17 protein-coding genes and 1 pseudogene are annotated in these 19,106 nt (G+C 61.8%); 15 read left to right on the top strand and 3 right to left on the bottom strand.

The window, feature by feature from the left end; all coding sequences use genetic code 11:
• Positions 1–31 precede the first annotated feature (31 nt).
• Together Q3C01_RS33470 and Q3C01_RS33475 are read right to left on the bottom strand one after the other, a co-directional pair.
• Positions 32–793, bottom strand: coding sequence for a C13 family peptidase (locus Q3C01_RS33470; protein WP_458149536.1), 762 nt, complete (start codon positions 791–793; stop codon positions 32–34).
• Positions 794–1,011: 218 nt separating this feature from the next.
• Complete coding sequence (locus tag Q3C01_RS33475; RefSeq protein ID WP_458149537.1) at positions 1,012–1,491, bottom strand: winged helix-turn-helix transcriptional regulator; 480 nt, start codon at positions 1,489–1,491, stop codon at positions 1,012–1,014.
• Between the two features lie 194 nt (positions 1,492–1,685).
• Between Q3C01_RS33475 and Q3C01_RS33480 the strand changes: the two genes are divergently transcribed.
• The 9 genes from Q3C01_RS33480 (at position 1,686) to Q3C01_RS33520 (ending at position 11,798) form a co-directional block, all read left to right on the top strand.
• Complete coding sequence (locus Q3C01_RS33480) at positions 1,686–2,324, top strand: 2-hydroxychromene-2-carboxylate isomerase (RefSeq protein ID WP_458149538.1); 639 nt, start codon at positions 1,686–1,688, stop codon at positions 2,322–2,324.
• A gap of 60 nt (positions 2,325–2,384) precedes the next feature.
• On the top strand, positions 2,385–3,935 hold the full coding sequence (locus Q3C01_RS33485) for a class I adenylate-forming enzyme family protein (RefSeq protein WP_458149539.1): 1,551 nt from the start codon (positions 2,385–2,387) through the stop codon (positions 3,933–3,935).
• Between the two features lie 55 nt (positions 3,936–3,990).
• Positions 3,991–4,728 (top strand): SDR family oxidoreductase, encoded by a 738-nt coding sequence (locus tag Q3C01_RS33490; protein ID WP_458149540.1) that lies wholly within the window; start codon positions 3,991–3,993, stop codon positions 4,726–4,728.
• Between the two features lie 11 nt (positions 4,729–4,739).
• Positions 4,740–5,921, top strand: coding sequence for an acyl-CoA dehydrogenase family protein (locus Q3C01_RS33495; RefSeq protein WP_458149541.1), 1,182 nt, complete (start codon positions 4,740–4,742; stop codon positions 5,919–5,921).
• 23 nt (positions 5,922–5,944) lie between these two features.
• Entirely contained in the window at positions 5,945–7,066 is a 1,122-nt protein-coding gene (locus tag Q3C01_RS33500; protein WP_458149542.1) for an acyl-CoA dehydrogenase family protein, read from the top strand.
• 14 nt (positions 7,067–7,080) lie between these two features.
• On the top strand, positions 7,081–8,268 hold the full coding sequence (locus Q3C01_RS33505) for an acetyl-CoA C-acyltransferase (RefSeq protein ID WP_458149543.1): 1,188 nt from the start codon (positions 7,081–7,083) through the stop codon (positions 8,266–8,268).
• A 20-nt stretch (positions 8,269–8,288) separates the two neighbouring features.
• Positions 8,289–9,299, top strand: coding sequence for an NAD(P)H-dependent flavin oxidoreductase (locus tag Q3C01_RS33510; protein WP_458149544.1), 1,011 nt, complete (start codon positions 8,289–8,291; stop codon positions 9,297–9,299).
• Between the two features lie 55 nt (positions 9,300–9,354).
• Positions 9,355–10,515: an iron-containing alcohol dehydrogenase gene (locus tag Q3C01_RS33515; protein ID WP_458149545.1), complete on the top strand. Its 1,161-nt coding sequence runs from the start codon at positions 9,355–9,357 to the stop codon at positions 10,513–10,515.
• 83 nt (positions 10,516–10,598) lie between these two features.
• Positions 10,599–11,798, top strand: coding sequence for an ABC transporter substrate-binding protein (locus Q3C01_RS33520; protein ID WP_458149546.1), 1,200 nt, complete (start codon positions 10,599–10,601; stop codon positions 11,796–11,798).
• A 144-nt stretch (positions 11,799–11,942) separates the two neighbouring features.
• Here Q3C01_RS33520 and Q3C01_RS33525 read toward each other — a convergent pair whose 3' ends face one another.
• Positions 11,943–12,983 (bottom strand): LacI family DNA-binding transcriptional regulator, encoded by a 1,041-nt coding sequence (locus Q3C01_RS33525; protein ID WP_458149547.1) that lies wholly within the window; start codon positions 12,981–12,983, stop codon positions 11,943–11,945.
• A gap of 246 nt (positions 12,984–13,229) precedes the next feature.
• On the opposite strand from Q3C01_RS33525, the gene Q3C01_RS33530 reads away from it, so the two are divergent.
• The 6 genes and pseudogenes from Q3C01_RS33530 to Q3C01_RS33555 all read left to right on the top strand — a co-directional run.
• Positions 13,230–14,303 carry an ABC transporter ATP-binding protein gene (locus Q3C01_RS33530; RefSeq protein WP_458149548.1) on the top strand — a complete coding sequence of 358 codons (1,074 nt, stop codon included), beginning with the start codon at positions 13,230–13,232 and terminating at the stop codon, positions 14,301–14,303.
• A 73-nt stretch (positions 14,304–14,376) separates the two neighbouring features.
• Positions 14,377–15,621: an ABC transporter substrate-binding protein gene (locus Q3C01_RS33535; RefSeq protein WP_458149549.1), complete on the top strand. Its 1,245-nt coding sequence runs from the start codon at positions 14,377–14,379 to the stop codon at positions 15,619–15,621.
• A 103-nt stretch (positions 15,622–15,724) separates the two neighbouring features.
• The gene (locus Q3C01_RS33540; protein WP_458149552.1) at positions 15,725–16,666 is read left to right on the top strand and encodes a carbohydrate ABC transporter permease; all 942 of its coding nucleotides are present in this window, start codon (positions 15,725–15,727) and stop codon (positions 16,664–16,666) included.
• Positions 16,663–17,517, top strand: a complete 855-nt coding sequence (locus Q3C01_RS33545) for a carbohydrate ABC transporter permease (protein WP_458149550.1) — start codon at positions 16,663–16,665, stop codon at positions 17,515–17,517. The genes Q3C01_RS33540 and Q3C01_RS33545 overlap by 4 nt, the downstream gene beginning before the upstream one ends.
• 94 nt (positions 17,518–17,611) lie before the next feature.
• Positions 17,612–18,367, top strand: a complete 756-nt coding sequence (locus Q3C01_RS33550) for an SDR family NAD(P)-dependent oxidoreductase (RefSeq protein WP_458149551.1) — start codon at positions 17,612–17,614, stop codon at positions 18,365–18,367.
• A 20-nt stretch (positions 18,368–18,387) separates the two neighbouring features.
• Positions 18,388–19,106 (top strand): annotated as a pseudogene (locus Q3C01_RS33555) (alpha-glucosidase); the annotation flags it as partial.

Consider the following 19,106-nt stretch of genomic DNA (forward strand, 5'->3'; position numbering starts at 1 on the left):
CCAATTGGCTATCGGAAGCGTGGTGGATCGTTCAAGGGCGCGCAACCAGCAATGGCTGCACGTTTGCGCCACCTGCCATCAGGGGATTCGACGGCTCGAAACGCTCACGCAGCTCTCGCCTCCTGACGAGCGCGCGCGCACTGGTAAATGCGTCTTTCAGACTTTCGGCTCGTCGGAGCGCGACGTTGAAGAAGGCGTCACCGAAATAAGTCCACTTCGCCTTGTCTTCGCAGCCGAACGACGGATGATCGGCGTCCGCCGCTGTGATGACCAAGACATCGGGATTCGCGAGACGAGGAATGAAGACTCCAGAGTAGCAGGCCGAGATGATCACCACCTTGTGGCGTACGCCGGTCTGTTCGAGGATCTCGGCGAGACGGGAGGGTGTGAGTGTTTGCGCAAGCCGCCCTGCTTTGATAGCAAGGCCGTCCGGCGAGCCATGCGAGGTGAGGATCAAGAACAAAACGTCGTTCTCGGTGTCCAGGCGGCCGGCCACCACCCGTAACGACCTGGCTAGCGTTTCGACAGTGGCGCTGCCACCCTTCTTCGAATTGTACTGCACCTCGATCGGTCCAGTTTCGAAACGATCGGCGACGACCTGGGCTGCACCAGTCGCCTCGCTTCGAAATACGCCTTGATCGCCGAAAAGTCCAAAGGACACCACGCCGACCTTGTGGGCATCTTCGATGGCATGCACCGTCGAAACCGACAGCGTGATGGCGAGGGCAAAAGCAACGAGCGACGCGCCAGGCCGCCTGATCCAGAACTTCGCGGTGATGGTGTTGGAGATCATGGTGAGCCTCGCTTTCGGTCGGCAAAGGAGCTTGCTGATGAACCATTCCCCCGTGTGCACGATGTGTGCACCGAGAGATCTAAGTAAGTCTCATAACAGGAAATGTTGAACCGGTCTGGCCTCGCACGCAGCATGAGCCGGTTTGAAGCGCGACGATGAGCCCGTGGGCGTTCGCCATCAGGGATCTAGCCCGACCGAACTGTTCTTCTGGCAGACGCTTACGCCTTTGAATGTACTGGCGACGATTGCCGCGCTCCGGGACCGGGATGTACATGAACGGCCTTGGCCGTCAGTGGCTCTCCGCATTCCGAGCAGACCATCACGAGATCGAACAGTTTTCCGCAGCTCTTGTGCTCATGCAGCATCGGCCTTCCACGTGAGTCGACCATGTGGACGTTACCCCAGTGCACGATCGACATGATGATCGGATAGAGGTCGAGGCCCTTCTGCGTCAGGATGTATTCGTAACGCTTTGGCGATTCCTGGTAGGGAATCCGGCGAAGCACGCCAAACCGCACCAGCTTCTTCAGCCTGTCAGCGAGAAGATGCCGGGTAATTCCTAGCGACGCCTGGAATTCATCGAACCTGCGGATGCGCAGAAAGCATTCGCGCAGGATGAGCAGGCTCCAACGGTCGCCGATCACCGCCACGGTTCGGGCGAGCGAGCACGGTTCGTCCTCGAGCGCGTCCCATTTCATCGATCTCTCCACGGCATTACAAATAAATTCTAAATCGGAACTGACGGAAAATCAACGGGATGTCCGAAAACGGCGGCTTACAGCCCTATTGTATGATCAAGATCATATTGACAGTTCTAAAATAGAACTATATCGATTGTCGCGCATCAACCAGGCGCGCACGCAAGCGCCGCCGTCGAAGGGAAGGGCGCTCCATGACCGCTCCGCTTAAGGTCGAGTTTCACTTCGATTTCGGCAGTCCCAATGCCTATCTTGCCGAACTCGCACTGTCCGCCGTCGAACAGCGAACGGGCGTCAAGTTCGACTACGTCCCCGTGTTGCTCGGCGGCGTCTACAAGGCGACCGGCAACATGTCGCCGGCCGAGTCCCTGCACGGCATCAAGAACAAGCCCGAATATAATGCGCTCGAAACCGCGCGTTTTCTGCGGCGCTACAACATCACCAAATTCAAGTCGAACCCGTTCTTCCCGGTAAACACGCTGACGCTGATGCGCGGCGTTGTGGCGGCCCAGTTCGAGGGAATATTTGAGCCCTATTTCCGCGCCGCGTATCATCACATGTGGGTCGAGCCCAAGAAGATGGACGATCCGCAGGTGTTCCGCGAGGCGTTCTTGTCCTCTGGTCTCGATATCGACCGCATTATCGCACGGGCACAGCAGGACGACGTCAAAAAGAAGCTGATCGAGAACACCAGCGACGCCGTGGCTCGCGGCTCGTTTGGATCGCCGACCTTCTACGTCGGAAGCGAGATTTTCTTTGGAAAGGACAAATTGCGCGAGGTGGAGGACGAGATCGTCGCGCAACTGGCCACGGAACGGCGCAAGACCGCCTGATCCGAACCGCGTGCAAGACAAGAATCGGGCCCGAGGGGCCGTTGCAGGGAGGTTTCAGTGGTGGCTTCGACGCAGACGGCGGCAGAACATCTTGAAGGTTTGCCAAACCGGATCCACGAGGTGATCGACCGGTATGTCGATGCGACGCCGGATCGGCTCGCGCTGATCGATGACAAGGCAAGCTTGACGTATCGCGAACTGGATCGGAGCGTGGGTGGCGTCGCCGGCGCGCTGCAGGCGCTCGGAGTCCGCGCCGGCGACCGCATGATGATCGTCAGCGAAAATTCCATTCCGCTTGCCTGTCTGCTGCTCGCCGCAAGCCGGCTCGATGCCTGGGCGATCGTCGTCAATCCGCGGCTGTCGCCCCGCGAGATTGACCAGATCAGGGATCACAGTGGGGCTCGCCGGGTCTTCCTTACAGCCGCTGTGTCGCAGGAAGCGGCCGACCACGCGACGCGATATGGCGCGTCTCTGCAGGATGTCGGCCCGCTCCGCGGCATCGGCGTGACCGCGCTGAACGAGGAGACTTCGGCGGAGCCGGTCGAGACCGATGGTTCGCATCAGGTTGCAGTTCTCATCTACACGTCGGGGACCACGGGCACGCCCAAGGGCGTGATGCTGACTCACCGCAATCTTCTGTTTAGCGCCAGGGGCACGGCGGGCTGGCGGAAGATGACTTCGGCCGACGTGCAATATTGCGTGCTTCCGATCTCGCACATCGTCGGCATTTCGCTGCTCACCATGACTTTGATGGTCGGCGGCACAGTACGCCTGGTCACGAAGTATGATCCGGCTGCCCTTGTGAAGGCGATGGCGGAGGAGGGGATTACCATCCTCAATGGCGTGCCCGCGACCTACCAGCGTCTGCTCGAGTACCGGCGTAACGCAGGCCAGCCGAAGTTCGATCGCGGTGCGCTTCGTCTGATCGCGGTGGCGGGAGCGCCGCTCGATCTGGAGCTCAAATCTCGTGTCGAGCAGGAACTCGGCCTGCCACTCCTGAACGGCTATGGCATCACCGAGTGCTCGCCGGGCATTTCCGGGGTTCGGGCCGATAGCCCCAGGGTCGACCACGCAGTAGGAACGGTTCTCCCCGGCCTTGAGGCAAAGCTCGTCGCTCGGAACGGCAAGACCGTTGCCAACGGTGAGGTCGGTGAGCTCCATGTTCGTGGCCCGAATGTGATGCGCGGTTACTACCGCGCTCCTGACCTGACCGCGAAGGCGATCGATGCCGACGGTTGGTTTAACACCGGTGACCTCGCTCGCTTCGAGGGTGACTGCCTCTACATCGTCGGCCGAACCAAGGAGATGATCATTCGCTCCGGCTTTAACGTCTATCCGGCCGAGATTGAGGCAGTGTTGAGTACGCACGATGCGGTGGTGCAGTGTGCCGTGGTCGGGCGGCCAGTCGAGGGCAATGAAGAGGTCGTGGCCTTCGTGCAGTTGATCAAGGGCTCAAAGGCCACCGCGCAGGACCTCATGGCTCATGTCGTCCCGCAGCTCACCTCCTACAAACGTCCCTCGGAAATCATCCTGCTGGATGCGCTTCCGGCGACCTCGACGGGAAAGATTCTGAAGCACAAGCTGGCGGAGTCCCTGCGCGGCCAAGCGTGAGCATCGACGCCGCTTTCGAGAAGAGTTCAGTCAAAACCAGAGGCCGGAGAAAACCATGCAGAAGAGAAATGCGACTGTCGCTGTCATCGGTGCCGGCGACTACATCGGTGGCGAGATCGCCAAGAAATTCGCTTCCGAAGGCTTTAGGATCTTCGCCGGCCGCCGCAATGGCGACAAGCTCGCGCCGCTGGTCAAGGAGGTCGAGGCCGCCGGCGGCGAGATTCATGCTCGCTCGCTCGACGCGCGCAAGGAGGAGGAGATCGTCTCCTTCCTCAACGACGCCGACAAGCACGCGCCGCTGGAAGTCTGCATCTTCAACATCGGCGCCAACGTCAATTTCCCGATCCTGGAGACCACTGAGCGCGTGTTCCGGAAAGTCTGGGAGATGGCCTGCTATTCCGGCTTCCTGGCCGGACGCGAAGCGGCACGGCTGATGCTGCCACGCGGCGGCGGCAACATCTTTTTTACCGGCGCCACGGCATCCTTGCGCGGCGGCAGCGGCTATGCAGCCTTCGCCAGCGCCAAGTTCGGCCTGCGCGCGGTGGCGCAGGCGATGGCGCGCGAGTTGGGGCCGAAGAACATCCATGTCGCGCATCTCATCATCGACTCCGGCGTCGATACCGAATGGGTGCGGCAGCGCCGCATCGAGGCGCTGGGTCCCGATGCGCTTGACAATCCCGATCTCCTGATGCCGCCGTCGTCGGTCGCGGCATCCTACTGGCAGCTCTATCAGCAGCCGAAGAGCGCCTGGACGTTCGAGCTGGAAATCCGCCCCTTCGGCGAGAAGTGGTAGGAGGAGGTCCGATGGAGCTCGCGTTGTCACCGGAGGATGCGGCCTTCCGCGACGAGGTGCGCGCCTTCATCGCCGGGAATTATCCGGCGGAGATGCGCGTTCCGAACCCGGAGACCGATCTCTCCAAGGAGCAGATGCTGCTGTGGCATCGCATCCTGCACAAGAAGGGTTGGATCGCGCCGCTCTGGCCGAAGGAATATGGCGGACCCGGCTGGGCGATCACGCGCCGCTTCATCTTCGAGCAGGAGACGACCCGTGCGGGCACGATGCCGCCGTTGGCGTTCAGCGTCACTATGGTCGGCCCGGTCATCTATACGTTCGGAAACGAGGCGCAGAAGAAGAAGTTTCTGCCGCGCATCCTCTCCGGCGAGGACTGGTGGTGCCAGGGCTATTCCGAGCCGGGCTCCGGATCCGACCTTGCCACCGTCCGCACCAAGGCCGTGCGTGACGGCGACCACTACATCGTCAACGGTCACAAGACCTGGACCACGCTGGCCCAGCACGCCGACTGGATCTTTTGCCTGGTGCGGACCGATCCGACCGCCAAGCCGCAGTCCGGCATTTCGTTCCTGTTGATCAATATGAAGTCGCCCGGCGTTACGGTCCGGCCGATCATCACCATCGACGGCTCCCATGAGGTCAACGATGTTTTTCTGGAAGACGTTCGTGTTCCCGTCGAGAACCTGATCGGCGAGGAGAACAAGGGCTGGAGCTACGCCAAGTTCTTGCTCGGAAATGAACGGACCAGCATGGCCGGGATCGGCCGCTCGACCCGATACATCGAGCGCCTGAAGCGGATCGTGAAGGCCGAGATCCCGCAGGACGATCCGGCCCATCTCGAATTCATCAGGGATATCGCGCGCGTCGAGCTCGACGTGCTGGCGCTGGAAGCGACCGAGCTGCGGGTCGTGGCGCAGATGGCGCGCGGGATCGATCCGGGGCCGGCGGCCTCGCTGTTCAAGATCCGCGGCACCGAGATCTTTCAGAACATCACCGAGCTGACTCACCGTGCCATCGGCAATTATGGTCTGGCGATCCGCGAGCATCCGGTCAGCGCGAACCATTTCATGCCTGGGCCGGACTATGGACACACCGCGTCGGAAAAGTACCTGAACTCGCGCAAGCTCAGTATCTACGGCGGGTCGAACGAGATCCAGCGCAACATCATCGCCAAGGCAGTGCTCGGTCTCTAGCAACAGCGCCACAAGAGGATCGGATGGATATCCAGTTCACGGAAGAGCAGGAATTATTGCGATCGAGCGTCCAGCGCCTGCTGCGCGACCAGTATGATTTTGACGCGCGCCGCAAGATCGTCGCAAGCGAAGAAGGCGTCAGCTGCGAACAATGGGCCGATTTCGCCGAGCTCGGCCTGTTCGCGGCGCCGTTCTCCGAGGACGTCGGCGGTCTCGGTGGCGGGCCGCTGTCGACCATGATCATCATGCAGGAGTTCGGCCGCCACCTCGTGGTCGAGCCGTTCGTGGAAACGGTCGTGCTTGCCGGCGGCCTGATCGAGCAGGCGGGATCCGACGCGCAGAAGCAGGGCTTTATCCCCGACATCATCGCGGGGACGAAGATGTGGGCTCTGGCCTGGGCCGAAAAGGGCTCGCGCTTCGATCTGGCGACGGTGACGACCAATGCGCGCCGCGACGGCGGCGACTACGTCCTCACTGGCGAGAAAACGGCTGTGATCGCGGCACCCTGGGCGGATTATCTTATCGTCTCCGCCCGGATCTCAGGTGACCGCGGCGGCGTCAGCTTGTTCGTCGTCGATCGCCGCGCAGCCAACCTGCATCTGCAGAGTTTCAAGACCATCGACGGACGCCGCGCCGCTGAGGTCGGTTTGAACAATGTCCGCGGTCAGCTGCTTGGCAAGGAAGGCGAGGGCGTCTCCGCGCTGGAAGCCTGCCGTGATCGGGCGATCGGCGCGCTCTGTGCAGAAGCCGTCGGTGCGATCGGGGAGCTGAACTCGGCCACGCTGGAATATTCAAAGACGCGAAAGCAGTTCGGAACGACGATCGGCTCGTTTCAGGTGCTGCAGCACCGGATGGTCGACATGTTCATCGCGCATCAGGAGGCGCTCTCCCTGATGCAGCACCTCAATCTCAGCCTCAACGCGAGCGACGCAGGCGTCTCGCGGCTGGCGTCAGGCGCAAAATCGAAAATCGGTTATGCCGGCAGGTTCGTCGCAGACCAGGCCGTGCAGCTGCATGGTGGCATGGGCATGACCGACGAGCTCAACGTCGGGCACTACTTCAAGCGCATTTCCTCCATCAACATCCAGTTCGGTGATCCCGCCTATCACCTGCTGCGCTACGCGCGGCTCGAAAAAGCGGCTTAAGCAGAGAGGCAAGCATGACAACTGATGCAGTTATCGTTTCTACCGCGCGTACCGGTGTCGGCAAGGCCTATCGCGGCGCGCTCAACAACACCGACGGTCCGACCCTGGCCGGCCATGTAATCGGGGAAGCGGTGAAGCGCGCCGGTATTGCGCCCGGCGAGGTCGAGGACGTGGTGATGGGCTGCGCCATGCAGCAGGGCACCATGGTGATGAACGTCGCGCGCAAGGGCGCGATCCGTGCCGGTCTCCCCGTCACGGTTGCCGGTACCACAATTGATCGCCAGTGCGCCTCTGGCCTGCAGGCGATCGCGGTTGCCGCGCGCTCGGTGATGCTCGACGGCGTCGAGATCGCGATCGGCGGCGGCATCGAGTCGATCAGCCTGGTGCAGAACGACCACATGAACAGGTTCCATGCCGTCGACGAAGAGCTGATGGCGATGAAGCCGGAAATGTACATGTCGATGCTGGAGACCGCGGAGGTCGTGGCCGAGCGCTACAGGATTGGCCGCGATAAGCAGGACGAATACAGCCTCGAATGCCAGCGCCGCGTCGGTGCCGCCCTGCAGGGGGGCCGCTTCAACGACGAGATCGTGCCGATCACGACCAAGATGGCCGTGATCGACAAGGACACCAAGGAGGTCAGCTATCAGCAGGTGACGCTGACCAAAGACGAAGGACCGCGCCCCGATACGACCGCCGAGGGCCTCGCCAAGATCAAGCCCGTGTTCGAGGGCAAGACGATAAGCGCCGGCAATGCCAGCCAGCTCTCGGACGGTGCCTCGGCTTGCGTGATCATGAGCGACAAGATCGCTGCCAGGAAGGGCCTGAAGCCGCTCGGCATCTTCCGCGGCTTCGTCGCCGCCGGCGTCGAGCCGGACGAGATGGGCGTCGGCCCGGTCGCTGCGATCCCGCGGCTGTTGAAGCGTCACAATCTGAAGATCGACGACATCGATCTCTGGGAGCTCAATGAGGCCTATGCGGTGCAGGTGATCTATTGCCGCGACAAGCTCGGCATCGATCCGGACAAGCTCAACGTCAATGGCGGCTCGATCGCGATCGGCCATCCCTACGGCATGACCGGTTCGCGGCTCACGGGGCACCTCCTGATCGAGGGCCGTAGGCGCAAGGCGAAATACGGCGTGGTGACCATGTGCATCGGCGGTGGCATGGGCGCGGCCGGTCTGTTCGAAGTCGTCCACTGATTCAAAAGCGGAGATCACACGTGAAGACGGCAATCACTGAACTATTCGGCATCCAGCATCCGATCATCCAGGGTGGCATGCATTACGTCGGCTTTGCCGAGCTTGCGGCAGCCGTCTCCAACGCTGGCGGTCTCGGCATCATCACTGGCTTGACGCAAAAAACCCCTGAACTGCTTGCGAAGGAAATCGCGCGCTGCCGCGACATGACCGACAAGCCGTTCGGCGTGAACCTGACCTTCCTGCCGAGCTTTACCGCGCCGCCTTATCCCGAATACATCGCTGCCATCAAGGAGGGAGGCGTCAAGGCCGTCGAGACCGCGGGCCGCAGCCCCGAGCAGTACATGCCGGCGCTGAAGGCAGCCGGGATCAAGGTGATCCACAAATGCACTTCGGTGCGGCATTCGCTCAAGGCCGAGAAGATCGGCTGTGATGCGGTGAGCGTTGACGGGTTCGAATGCGGCGGTCACCCTGGCGAGGACGATATTCCGAACATGATCCTGCTGCCGCGCGCGGCGGACGAGTTGAAGATCCCGTTCGTGGCGTCGGGCGGCATGGCGGATGCGCGGAGCCTCGTCGCGGCGCTGTCGATGGGCGCCGCCGGCATGAACATGGGCACCCGCTTCGTCGCCACCAGGGAGGCGCCGGTCCACGACAACGTCAAGCAGGCGTTGGTCAAGGCAACCGAGCTCGACACCGTGCTGGTCATGCGCGCGCTGCGCAACACCGAGCGTGTGCTGAAGAACAAGGGTGTCGATGAGCTGCTCGAGATCGAGCGCGAGAAGGGGGAAAGTCTCAAGATCGACGACATCCACGAGCAGGTTGCCGGGGTCTACCCCAAGGTCATGGTGAACGGCGAGATGGACGCGGGCGCCTGGAGCTGCGGGATGGTGGTCGGCCTGATCAACGATATCCCGACGGTGAGGGAACTGATCGACCGCATCATGATCGAGGCCGAGCAGATCATACGCCAGCGGCTGATCGGCTTCCTTGACGAGAACATCGACGACGTTCCGGCGCGCGCCGTCGCGTGACGGTTCAGCGCGCTTTGCGGGGATGTCGAACAACAGCATCGATGGGAGGGAAAGCATGCTTGCAGTGGGCAGTTATCAATACCCGACGATGGAATCGGTGATCTACGGCAAGCCCGCGGCCGAAGCGCTGCGCGAGGAAGCGGAGCGGCTTGGCGCAAAGCGCGTCTACCTGATCGTCAGTCGCACACTGAACACCAAGACGGATGAGATCGAAAAGATCCGCAAGGCCCTGGGCGAGCGCCATGCGGAGACTTTCGACGGTATCCCGCAGCATACGACGCGCGAAGCGGTGGTGCAGATTGCCCGGCGGGCGACGGAGGCGAAGGCCGACCTGGTCGTGGCCGTCGGCGGGGGCTCGGTGGTCGACGCGGCGAAGATCGTGCTGATGTGCATGGAGCACGAGATTTTCGAGCAGGATGGGCTTGACGGCTTCGAGACCACGCCTGAGCGCCGCTTTGGACAGTTCCGCACTCCCAAGGTGCGTATGATCGCCATCCCGAGCACGTTGTCCGGTGGCGAATACAATTCCGGCGCGCTGGTCACCGATACCCGCCGCAAGCTGAAGCAGATATTCAACCACCCCATGATGATGCCGCGCAGCATCATCCTCGACCCCGCCATGACGAAATATACGCCGGAGAAGCTCTGGCTCGGCTCCGGCACCCGGGCCATGGATCACGGCATCGAGGCGATCTGTTCCAGTCGTCCGAACGTGCTCGTCGATGCCGTGTGTCAACAGGGACTGCGCTATCTGCATGATGGTCTGCGGCGCACCAGGAGCAACCCGAACGACGAAGCGGCGCGGCTGAGCTGTCAGTTGGGCTCGTGGCTGTCGGCCTTTGGGCTGCAGGCGAGGGTGCCGATGGGCGCGAGCCACGCCATCGGGCATGTGCTCGGCGGGACCTGCGACGTGCCGCACTATTTCTGCACGGCCGTGATGATGCCGAGCGTATTGCGTTACAACCGCCCCGCCACGGAAGCCGCGCAGAAGGCTGTCGCCGCGGCGCTCAGCGCGCGAGGGCGTGACGCCGGCGAGGCTTTCGCAGAGTTTGTTGCGGAGCTCGGTCTTCCCCGAACGCTCGCCGAGGTCGGCGTTGCCGAGGACCGCTTTGAACTGATCGGCAAGAACGCAATGCTCTCAATTTTTACGCGGGCGAACCCACAGCCGATCCGCGAGCCCGGCGACATCGTCAAGATACTCAAGTTTGCCGCCTGACTTGATCTGAGAACCTGACTTGAACTGAGAAAAGCATCGCTTCCTGCTCGAGGCAGGGCGCGAAAACAATGGAGAAGTGCACAATGTTTTGGGGCATCCGACTGGCCTGCGCACTGCTGTTTGCAATGTCGGTCCCTTGCTGGGCGGGCGACACCCCCGGCGTCACAGCGACGCAAATCAAGATTGGTGGCATATTTCCGTTGAGCGGACCGGCCTCCTCGATCGGCCAGGTCGGGCAGGGTGTGCGCGCTTATGTGCAATCAATCAACGATCGTGGTGGAATCAACGGACGCAAGATTGAGTACGTGATGCTCGACGATGCTTACAGCCCGCCGAAGGCTTTTGAGCACGCGCGCCGGCTGGTGGAGAGCGACGAAATCGCCTTCATGTTCAGCCAGCTCGGTACGGCGGGCAATTCCGCCGTGGCAAAATACCTCGCTGCGAAACGCGTACCGACAATCGCAATCGTCACCGGCGCGAGCAAATTTACCAGCGTCAAGGACTATCCGCTCACGACCACTGGCCTCGTCAGCTATGATACCGAGGGCAAGATCTACGCAAGATATCTGCAGCGCGCCTTGCCGATGGCGAAATACGCGATTCTGTTCCAGAACGACGATCTCGGTCGTGACTACGTGAACGCTTTCAAGGCCGTGTTGGGCGCCGATTTCGACAAGCGCGTGGTGACCGCCAGTTACGAGGTGACGGAACCAACGATCGACTCACAGGTGGTCACGCTCAAGAGCTCGGGTGCGCAGGCGCTGTTCATCGCTGGTACACCGAAGTTTGCCGCGCAGGCCATCCGTCGTGCGGTGGAGAGCGGGTGGCATCCCACGATCTTGATCAACTTCCCGTCGTCAACGATAGCGGGCACGCTGAAGCCCGCGGGATTGGAGAACTCGATCGGTGTCATCGTCGGTACCCCGAACAAGGATCCAAGCGACCAGAAATGGGCGGATGACGAGGGAGTGAAGGTCTATCGCGCCTTCTTCGAACGATACCTGCCCGGCTCCGATATCACCAATACGAGCTACCTGACCGGATACCAGCAGGGTATGGTATTGGAGCAGATCCTCAAGCAATGCGGCGACGACCTTTCGCGTGAAAACATCATGAAGCAGGCGAAGTCGCTGAAGAACTTCTTGCTGCCAACGGCGCTGCCCGGCGTTCAGATCAACACCAGTGACCGGAACAACATGATCTGGACGCAACTGCAGCTTCAGCGATGGACAGGCACGGGCTGGGAGCAGTTCGGTGAAGTCCTCGACGGGAGCTTGGAGTAGGCCTCCGTGGCGCATCGAGTCTCGCACAAGATCAGACGGTCGAGGTCGGAAAAAGCGTCGTCGAGACCAGTATTTACGAAGTCGAGGACAGTCGGCTCGGGCGTAATTGGGCGTCACCGTTGTCACAGGTGATTGAATTTCCAATTAACTGCTCTGCCGATGGAGCAATGTGAAACGCGTATCGATGACGGCCTGTTCCGGCTTACCGTCGGGGTGCGAGATCCTTGCGATGATCAGTCGCGCAGCTTCCTTTCCGATCAGGTCGCCAGGCGGGCGGATGGTCGTCAAGGACGGATTGGAGGCTGCGCTGAAGCTCAAGTCGCCGAAGCCCACCACCGACACGCGCTCGGGGATTGCGATGCCGAGGCGCTGGCACTCGAAGATCACGCCGAGGGCGATGTGGTCGTTGGAGCAGGCAATCCCGTTCACGTTCGGAAAGCGATGCAGGGCCTCGCCGAGCAGCATGGCACCGACCTCGGTGCTCGCCGGCGCAGGATGCTGGATGATCTCCGCAGTGACGTCCGGCACGTTCCGCGCCGTCTCGACGAAGCCTTGGGCCCGCCGTGCAGCGCGACGATCTTCGTGCAGGCGGGCGCCAAGAAACAGCAATCGCTTGCGCCCTCGTTGAATGAGATGCGATGCGGCGGCGCGACCGACCTGGTCGTGGTGAAAACCGACCGCCATGTCCATCGTCTGGGAACCGAGCTCCCAGATTTCGACAACCGGCACCTTGCTGTCACGCAACAACCTGCGCGTCGCGGCGCTGTGGGAGAGGCCGGTCAAAACGATGGCGGCAGGGGCCCAGGACAGTGCCGCGCGCACCAGATTGTCCTCGTCGTGCTCTTTGTACTCGGTATGGCCGAGCATGACTTGCAGTCGCTGCTTGCCGAGTTCCTCCTGCATGGCCGCGACGGTCTCGGCAAAGAACGCATTGCGGACGGATGGCACGATGATGCTCACGACGCGCGATGATGCCGCAGCCAGGCCGCCGGCCATCAGGTTCGGCACGTAGTCCAGTGCTTCGATGGCGCGTGCGATCGACTCGCTCGCCGCCGCCGAAACTGCATCGGGCTTCCTGAAATAGAGGGACACCGTGGACGGCGAGAGTTCGGCGCGCGCCGCCACATCCATGATTGTGACCCGTTGCATCTTGCGCCGGGTGCGTGTGGGCTTTGCTGCCGCCATTCCCTTGGTAGCCCCGAAATAATAGCGCTGCTATTTGGCCGAGGTTCTGTCCGTGATACTATCGCATTCTCGCTACTGGCAAAAGATCAGTCAAATAGGCTAGAATCGGATCTCAGAACCACGGCGAGAGCCGGGGTCGGCAGGCGTTTTCTCGACCGTTGATTTGCGAAAATCGTAGCGCTACCATTGGGGCCACGGCTTCTACGGCCGTCGGGGATGCGGGGCGGGGACGGGAGAAGAGGGCTCATGGCTTCGGTCAGCCTGCGCAAGCTTGAGAAGAGCTACGGTGCGTTTCGCGTCGTCAAGGCCATCGACCTCGAGATCATCGACGGCGAGTTCGTGGTGCTGGTTGGTCCGTCGGGCTGCGGCAAATCGACGACGCTGCGCATGATCGCCGGACTTGAAAGCATCAGTGGGGGTGAGATTCGGATCGGCGACCGTATCGTCAACGATCTGCCGCCGCGCGAGCGCGACATTGCCATGGTGTTTCAGGATTACGCACTCTACCCGCACAAGACGGTGCGCGAGAACATGGGGTTCAGCCTGAAGGTGCGGGGCACGAACGCGGCGGAAGCGGACGCCAAGATCAGCGGGGCGGCGGAGATGCTTGGCATCACCCATCTTCTCGACCGGCGGCCGGGACAGCTCTCCGGCGGGCAACGCCAGCGGGTTGCGATGGGACGGGCCATCGTTCGGCGGCCGCAGGTGTTCCTGTTCGATGAGCCGCTCTCCAATCTCGACGCAAAGCTGCGCGGTCAGGTGCGCACGGAAATCAAGAGGCTGCACCAGACAATGGGGACCACCATCGTCTATGTGACCCACGATCAGGTCGAGGCGATGACGTTGGCCGATCGCATTGTCATCCTACGCGGCGGCGACATCGAGCAGATCGGAACGCCCGATGAGGTCTACAACAATCCCGCGAGCGTGTTCGTCGGCGGCTTCGTCGGCTCTCCGTCGATGAACTTCGCCAAGGCCAGGGCTGCCCATGGCTACCTCGATTTTGCCGACGGCAACCGTTTGCCGCTTGCGGCTTTGACTGGCACCGGCATCTCGGCGGCTGACGGGCGCGAATTCATAGTCGGCATCAGGCCCGAGCATTTCACATCTGGGGTGTCTGATATCGGCCTGAATTGCCAGGTGCAGGTGGTCGAGCCGCTCGGTTCCGATACGCTGGTGCATTTTTCGTTGGGCGGCGCGACATTGACCGCGCGGCTGCCGCCCGAATTGCGCCCGCACACCGGTGAGGCGTTCAAGCTGGGCCTCGACCCTGCGAAGATTCATCTGTTCGATGTGGAGACGGAGCGTGCCTTGCAGTAGAGGTGCGCGGCGAGCTATCGACCAAAAGCTAGAAATGTCGCGAGCAAGCGGCGATCTTAATCGGGAGGACGGCATGAGTTTGGGACGCATTGCAAAGATAACAGGACTGCTGCTCGGATTTGGAGCATTGGCATTCGCAACCGGCGCGTCCGCCGAAACCCCGTTGAAGGTCTTCATCACAAGCCAGGGGCAGCCCGGCATTTGGCGCACGGTGCTCGATCAATACGAAACTCGCAATCCGGGCGTCAAAGTCACTATCGAGCTGGGCGGCGCGACCTCAGATCTGCAGGCGCAATATCTCAACACGGTCATGACGGCGAAGGACTCGTCACTCGATGTGCTGATGCTCGACGTCATACGGCCGGCGCAGTTTGCGGCTGCGGGCTGGACCAGTCCGTTTGCAAGCGAAAACATGTCGGCTTACCTCCGCGCCTATGCCGAGGCGAACACCGTCAATGGCAAGGTGGTGGCGCTCCCCGCCTTTGCGGATTCCATGTTCCTCTATTATCGCAAGGACCTGCTCGAAAAATACGGGCTCCAGCCGCCAAAGACCTGGGACGAGCTCGCTGCCGCCGCGAAGAAGATCGCGGACGGCGAGCACAATCCGAATCTGCAGGGCCTTTCGTTCCAGGGCAAGGCAATTGAAGGTGCTGTCTGCACTTTCCTCGTACCGTACTGGAGCCAGGGCAAGGTAGTCATGAAGGACGGCAAGCTCGATTTCGATCGTGAGGCTGCCGCGAAATCGCTCGCGCTCTGGAAGAGCCTCGCCGATAGTGGTGTCGCCAAGAAGAACATTGCCGAGGTTGCGACCGACGACACGCGCAAGGAGTTTCAGGCCGGCAACGTTGTATTCGCGGTGAACTGGGCCTACGCATGGGCCATGACGCAGGGCGCGGACTCCGCCGTGGTCGGCAAGGTCGGCGTCGCGCGGCTCCCGGCGGTCGAGGGCGGCGAACAGGCGACTTGCCTCGGAGGTTGGGAGTGGGGTGTGTCCGCCTTTTCCAAGCATCAGGAGGAGGCGAAGAAACTCGTCGAATATCTGTCGAGCCCCGAAGTCTCCAAATTCATGGCCGTCAATGGCTCGCTGCTGCCGACTTATGGCAAGCTCTACAAGGACGCGGACGTGACCAAGGCGGTGCCGTGGTTCGCCGACGCTCAGCCGGTTGTCGAGACCGCGCAGCCGCGTCCGGTGACCCCGCGTTACAACGAGGTCAGTGAAGCGATCCGGACCACGGTCAACGCGGTGCTTGCTGGCGTGACCACGCCGGCGGACGGCGCCACCCAGATCGAGGCTCGCCTGAAGCGAATCCTCCGCTAAGGCACGTTCCGGCGACGAGTGGGTGCGCTCCTGTTCGCATCCCGCTCGTTGTCGCGAATTCTTGCGGTCGCCTTGCGCGCAATCCGGATCGGACTCAATGACGATGACATCCACGTCCAAGAACGCAGCCGGTCGCGTCCATGCGCGGCGCGCGAGGCTGTCGCGCTGGTTTGATCCGGACGAAACGACGCTTGCGGTGCTGCTCCTGGCCCCCGCCGCGATCCTGCTCAGCGTTATCATCGTCTATCCGGTGGGCCGGCTGATCTATACGAGTTTCCTCGACCTGTCGCTGACGTCGGGCCTGCCGGCGCGATTCGCCGGGCTCGCGAACTTTCAGCAGATGCTGGAAGATCCAGTGTTTTGGCAGGCGACCTGGAACACGATCCTGATCACGCTCATCACGGTGCCCGGCGCGCTGCTTGTGGGGCTCGGACTTGCGCTGCTCGCCAATCTGCCGTTCCAGATGCGATGGCCGGTGAGGCTCTCGCTTCTGATTCCGTGGGCGCTGCCGCTTGCGTTTGCGGGCTTGATCTTCGCCTGGTTCTTCCATTCGGAATACGGCGTCGTCAACGACGTGCTCAATCGGATCGGCCTGCCGGGCGTGATCTGGTTCAATTCGCCGCGACTCGCGTTCGCCGCGATCTGCCTCGCCATCATCTGGAAGGCCTCGTCCTTCATGGCGATGATCATCCTGGCCGGATTGCAGACCATTCCGCGTTCGCTGTACGAGGCAGCGGACGTCGACGGGGCAGGGCGTGTGCGGCAGTTCTTCGAGATCACGCTGCCGCTGCTGAAGCCCACGATCGTGGTCGCGCTGATCTTCCGCACCATTACCGCGCTGCAGACCTTCGATATTCCCTACATGATGACGGGAGGCGGGCCGGGCACCGCAACCGCGACGTTGGCCATGTACATCCATCAGAACACCGTGTCGTTCCTCGACCTCGGTTATGGATCGGCACTTGCGGTGGTGATGTTCGGCCTTTCGATGTGCGTCACGGCACTTTACCTGCGGATGATCCGCGGCAGCGGGTCCGCATCATGAGCACGGCTGCCTTCTCCGCCCTCGGCGCGGCCTTGTCCGGCAAACCGTTGCGGGCCATCGCTGCGCTCATTCTCGTCGTGAACGGCCTGTTCCCGGCGCTGTGGATTCTGCTGACCTCGTTCAAGACCGAGGCCGAGCTCACGAAGAAGCCGATCACCTGGCTGCCGCAAGCGGCGACGCTGAAGAATTACGTCCAGGCATTCTCCGATCAACCGCTGCTCACGTTCCTATTCAACAGCTTCATGGTCGCGCTATTGTCGACCGTGCTGACGCTGCTAGTGTCCGTTCTCGCGGCCTATGCGTTGGCGCGACTGAATCTGAGATTTCGCGGCCTCATCATGTCGCTGATCATCGCGGTCTCGACCTTCCCGCTGGTGACGCTCCTGGTGCCGCTGTTCGAGACGATGCGCGCGCTCAATCTGCTCAACACCTGGACGGCGCTGATTCTGCCTTACACGGTGCTGAGCCTGCCGGTCTGTACATTGGTGCTGACGTCGTTCTTCGAGGGCATTCCGCGCGATCTGGAGAATGCCGCCATGATCGACGGCTGCACGCGCTTTGGCGCGTTGTTCAAGGTAGTTGTGCCGCTGTCCGCGCCGGGCGTATTTACCGCGGGTATCCTCGCCTTCGTCAATTCATGGGATGAGTTTCTGCTCGCGCTCTCGTTCAATTCCGATCCGGCACTGCGCACGCTGCCAGTCGGAATCCAGCTTTATCAGGGCGAATTCGCCTTCCCTTGGCCGGTGATCTCGGCCGCGCTCGTCGTCGGCATCGTACCGGTGGCAATCCTGATCGTGATCTTCCAGGAGCGTGTGGTCTCGGGGCTGACGGCGGGCGGCCTCAAGGGATGAGGAGCTGACGTGTCAAAGAAACAGCAAAAATGGTTCCCGGTATCGAGAAGCCGCGTTTCGATCCGGATGCCTGAGGCTTCACGAGGTTAAAAAAATGGCAGCTTACGATTCGGTTCGCTACGCATCATTGGCTGGTCGCAGCGTACTGATTACTGGCGGGGCGTCTGGAATTGGCGCCGAAATGGTGAAGGCCTTTTCTTCCCAAGGGGCGATCGTCTCTTTCGTCGACATCGACGCGGAGGCGGGGCGGGAGACCGCTGCCGCCACGGGAGCCGAGTTCATGGCTTGCGACATCACCGACGTTGCGGCGCTGCGCTCCGCGATCGCGGGCGTGGAAGACAAGCATGGACCGGTCGCAGTGCTCATCAACAATGCCGCCCGCGATGATCGCCACGCGATGGCCGACGTTGGGCCTGAGGCCTGGCGACGCGCGCTGGCGTTGAACCTCGATCATCAGTTTTTCGCCAGCCAGGCCGTGAGCAGGCGGATGATTGAGGCCGGCCGCGGGGCGATCATCATGTTTGGTTCGGTTTCCTGGATGCGCGGGATTCCGGGAATGGTCGGCTATACGGCAGCGAAGGCGGCCATCAACGGCATGACGAAGACACTTGCTCGCGAACTGGGCCCGGCGGGCATTCGCGTCAACTGCATCGTGCCGGGCGCGATCGTGACGGAACGCCAACTGCGGCTGTGGGCGACGCCCGAAAGCAATCAGAAGTTCATCGAGAGCCAGGCGCTCAAATTTCGACTCGATGCCACGCACGTTGCGCGCGTGGCGCTGTTCCTCGCCTCCGACGAGAGCGCAGGCTGCACAGGGGCGAACTTCGTGGTCGATGCTGGCCTGACCTGAAGGGATGGAGAGGAATGGACTTGAAACTTGAGACGACCCAATCCGGCTTTACTGTCTCCATTTGTGGCCGCCGGGTTCTTGCACACAGCGCCGCGGCCCCATGCTTCTTTGTCGGCCAAGGGAACGATAGCATCGCTATGCATCGCGGTCGCTTCGAGATTGAAGATCGCCTTGCTGAACGCTGTCCGCTGGCGCATGCCGAGATGGATGGCGAGAGGATCGTGCTTGCCGCTGCCAAGGGGCAGCCCCCGCGCCTGGCGGTCACGCTCGAGGGCAATGCGCTGGCGCTGCAGGCCCTTGATCCATCCGTGAACCGATTTTGGCTGCGTGTCGTTGCCGACCGGGACGAGAACGTCTGGGGCGGGGGCGAGCAATTCTCCTACTTTGATTTGCGCGGGCGGCAATTTCCGTTGTGGAGCTCGGAGCCAGGCGTCGGGCGCGACAAGAACACCGAGATCACGTTCAAGGCGGACGTGGCGGGCCACGCGGGCGGCGACTACTATCACACGTACTATCCCCAGCCGACTTATGTCTCATCGGCGCGCTATGCGCTGCATGTCGCAACGTTCGCCTTTAGCGTTCTCGATTTTCGCGATGAATCGTTTCACGAGATTGAAGTCTGGGCTGTTCCGGAGCGCATCGAACTGTTTGCTGCCCCGTCGTTCGTCGAACTGGTTGAGATCCTGTCCAGCCGTTTTGGACGCCAGCCACCACTCCCGGAATGGATCTACAATGGTGC

This window comes from Bradyrhizobium sp. UFLA05-109 (genome assembly GCF_054185165.1).

What these genes read in the sequence shown, in the direction of transcription:
- Q3C01_RS33470 (WP_458149536.1), bottom strand. Translation starts at nt 793, where the DNA reads ATGATCTCCAACACCATCACCGCGAAGTTCTGGATCAGGCGGCCTGGC.
- Q3C01_RS33475 (WP_458149537.1), bottom strand. Translation starts at nt 1,491, where the DNA reads ATGAAATGGGACGCGCTCGAGGACGAACCGTGCTCGCTCGCCCGAACC.
- Q3C01_RS33480 (WP_458149538.1), top strand. Translation starts at nt 1,686, where the DNA reads ATGACCGCTCCGCTTAAGGTCGAGTTTCACTTCGATTTCGGCAGTCCC.
- Q3C01_RS33490 (WP_458149540.1), top strand. Translation starts at nt 3,991, where the DNA reads ATGCAGAAGAGAAATGCGACTGTCGCTGTCATCGGTGCCGGCGACTAC.
- Q3C01_RS33495 (WP_458149541.1), top strand. Translation starts at nt 4,740, where the DNA reads ATGGAGCTCGCGTTGTCACCGGAGGATGCGGCCTTCCGCGACGAGGTG.
- Q3C01_RS33500 (WP_458149542.1), top strand. Translation starts at nt 5,945, where the DNA reads ATGGATATCCAGTTCACGGAAGAGCAGGAATTATTGCGATCGAGCGTC.
- Q3C01_RS33505 (WP_458149543.1), top strand. Translation starts at nt 7,081, where the DNA reads ATGACAACTGATGCAGTTATCGTTTCTACCGCGCGTACCGGTGTCGGC.
- Q3C01_RS33515 (WP_458149545.1), top strand. Translation starts at nt 9,355, where the DNA reads ATGCTTGCAGTGGGCAGTTATCAATACCCGACGATGGAATCGGTGATC.
- Q3C01_RS33520 (WP_458149546.1), top strand. Translation starts at nt 10,599, where the DNA reads ATGTTTTGGGGCATCCGACTGGCCTGCGCACTGCTGTTTGCAATGTCG.
- Q3C01_RS33525 (WP_458149547.1), bottom strand. Translation starts at nt 12,983, where the DNA reads ATGGCGGCAGCAAAGCCCACACGCACCCGGCGCAAGATGCAACGGGTC.
- Q3C01_RS33530 (WP_458149548.1), top strand. Translation starts at nt 13,230, where the DNA reads ATGGCTTCGGTCAGCCTGCGCAAGCTTGAGAAGAGCTACGGTGCGTTT.
- Q3C01_RS33535 (WP_458149549.1), top strand. Translation starts at nt 14,377, where the DNA reads ATGAGTTTGGGACGCATTGCAAAGATAACAGGACTGCTGCTCGGATTT.
- Q3C01_RS33540 (WP_458149552.1), top strand. Translation starts at nt 15,725, where the DNA reads ATGACATCCACGTCCAAGAACGCAGCCGGTCGCGTCCATGCGCGGCGC.
- Q3C01_RS33545 (WP_458149550.1), top strand. Translation starts at nt 16,663, where the DNA reads ATGAGCACGGCTGCCTTCTCCGCCCTCGGCGCGGCCTTGTCCGGCAAA.
- Q3C01_RS33550 (WP_458149551.1), top strand. Translation starts at nt 17,612, where the DNA reads ATGGCAGCTTACGATTCGGTTCGCTACGCATCATTGGCTGGTCGCAGC.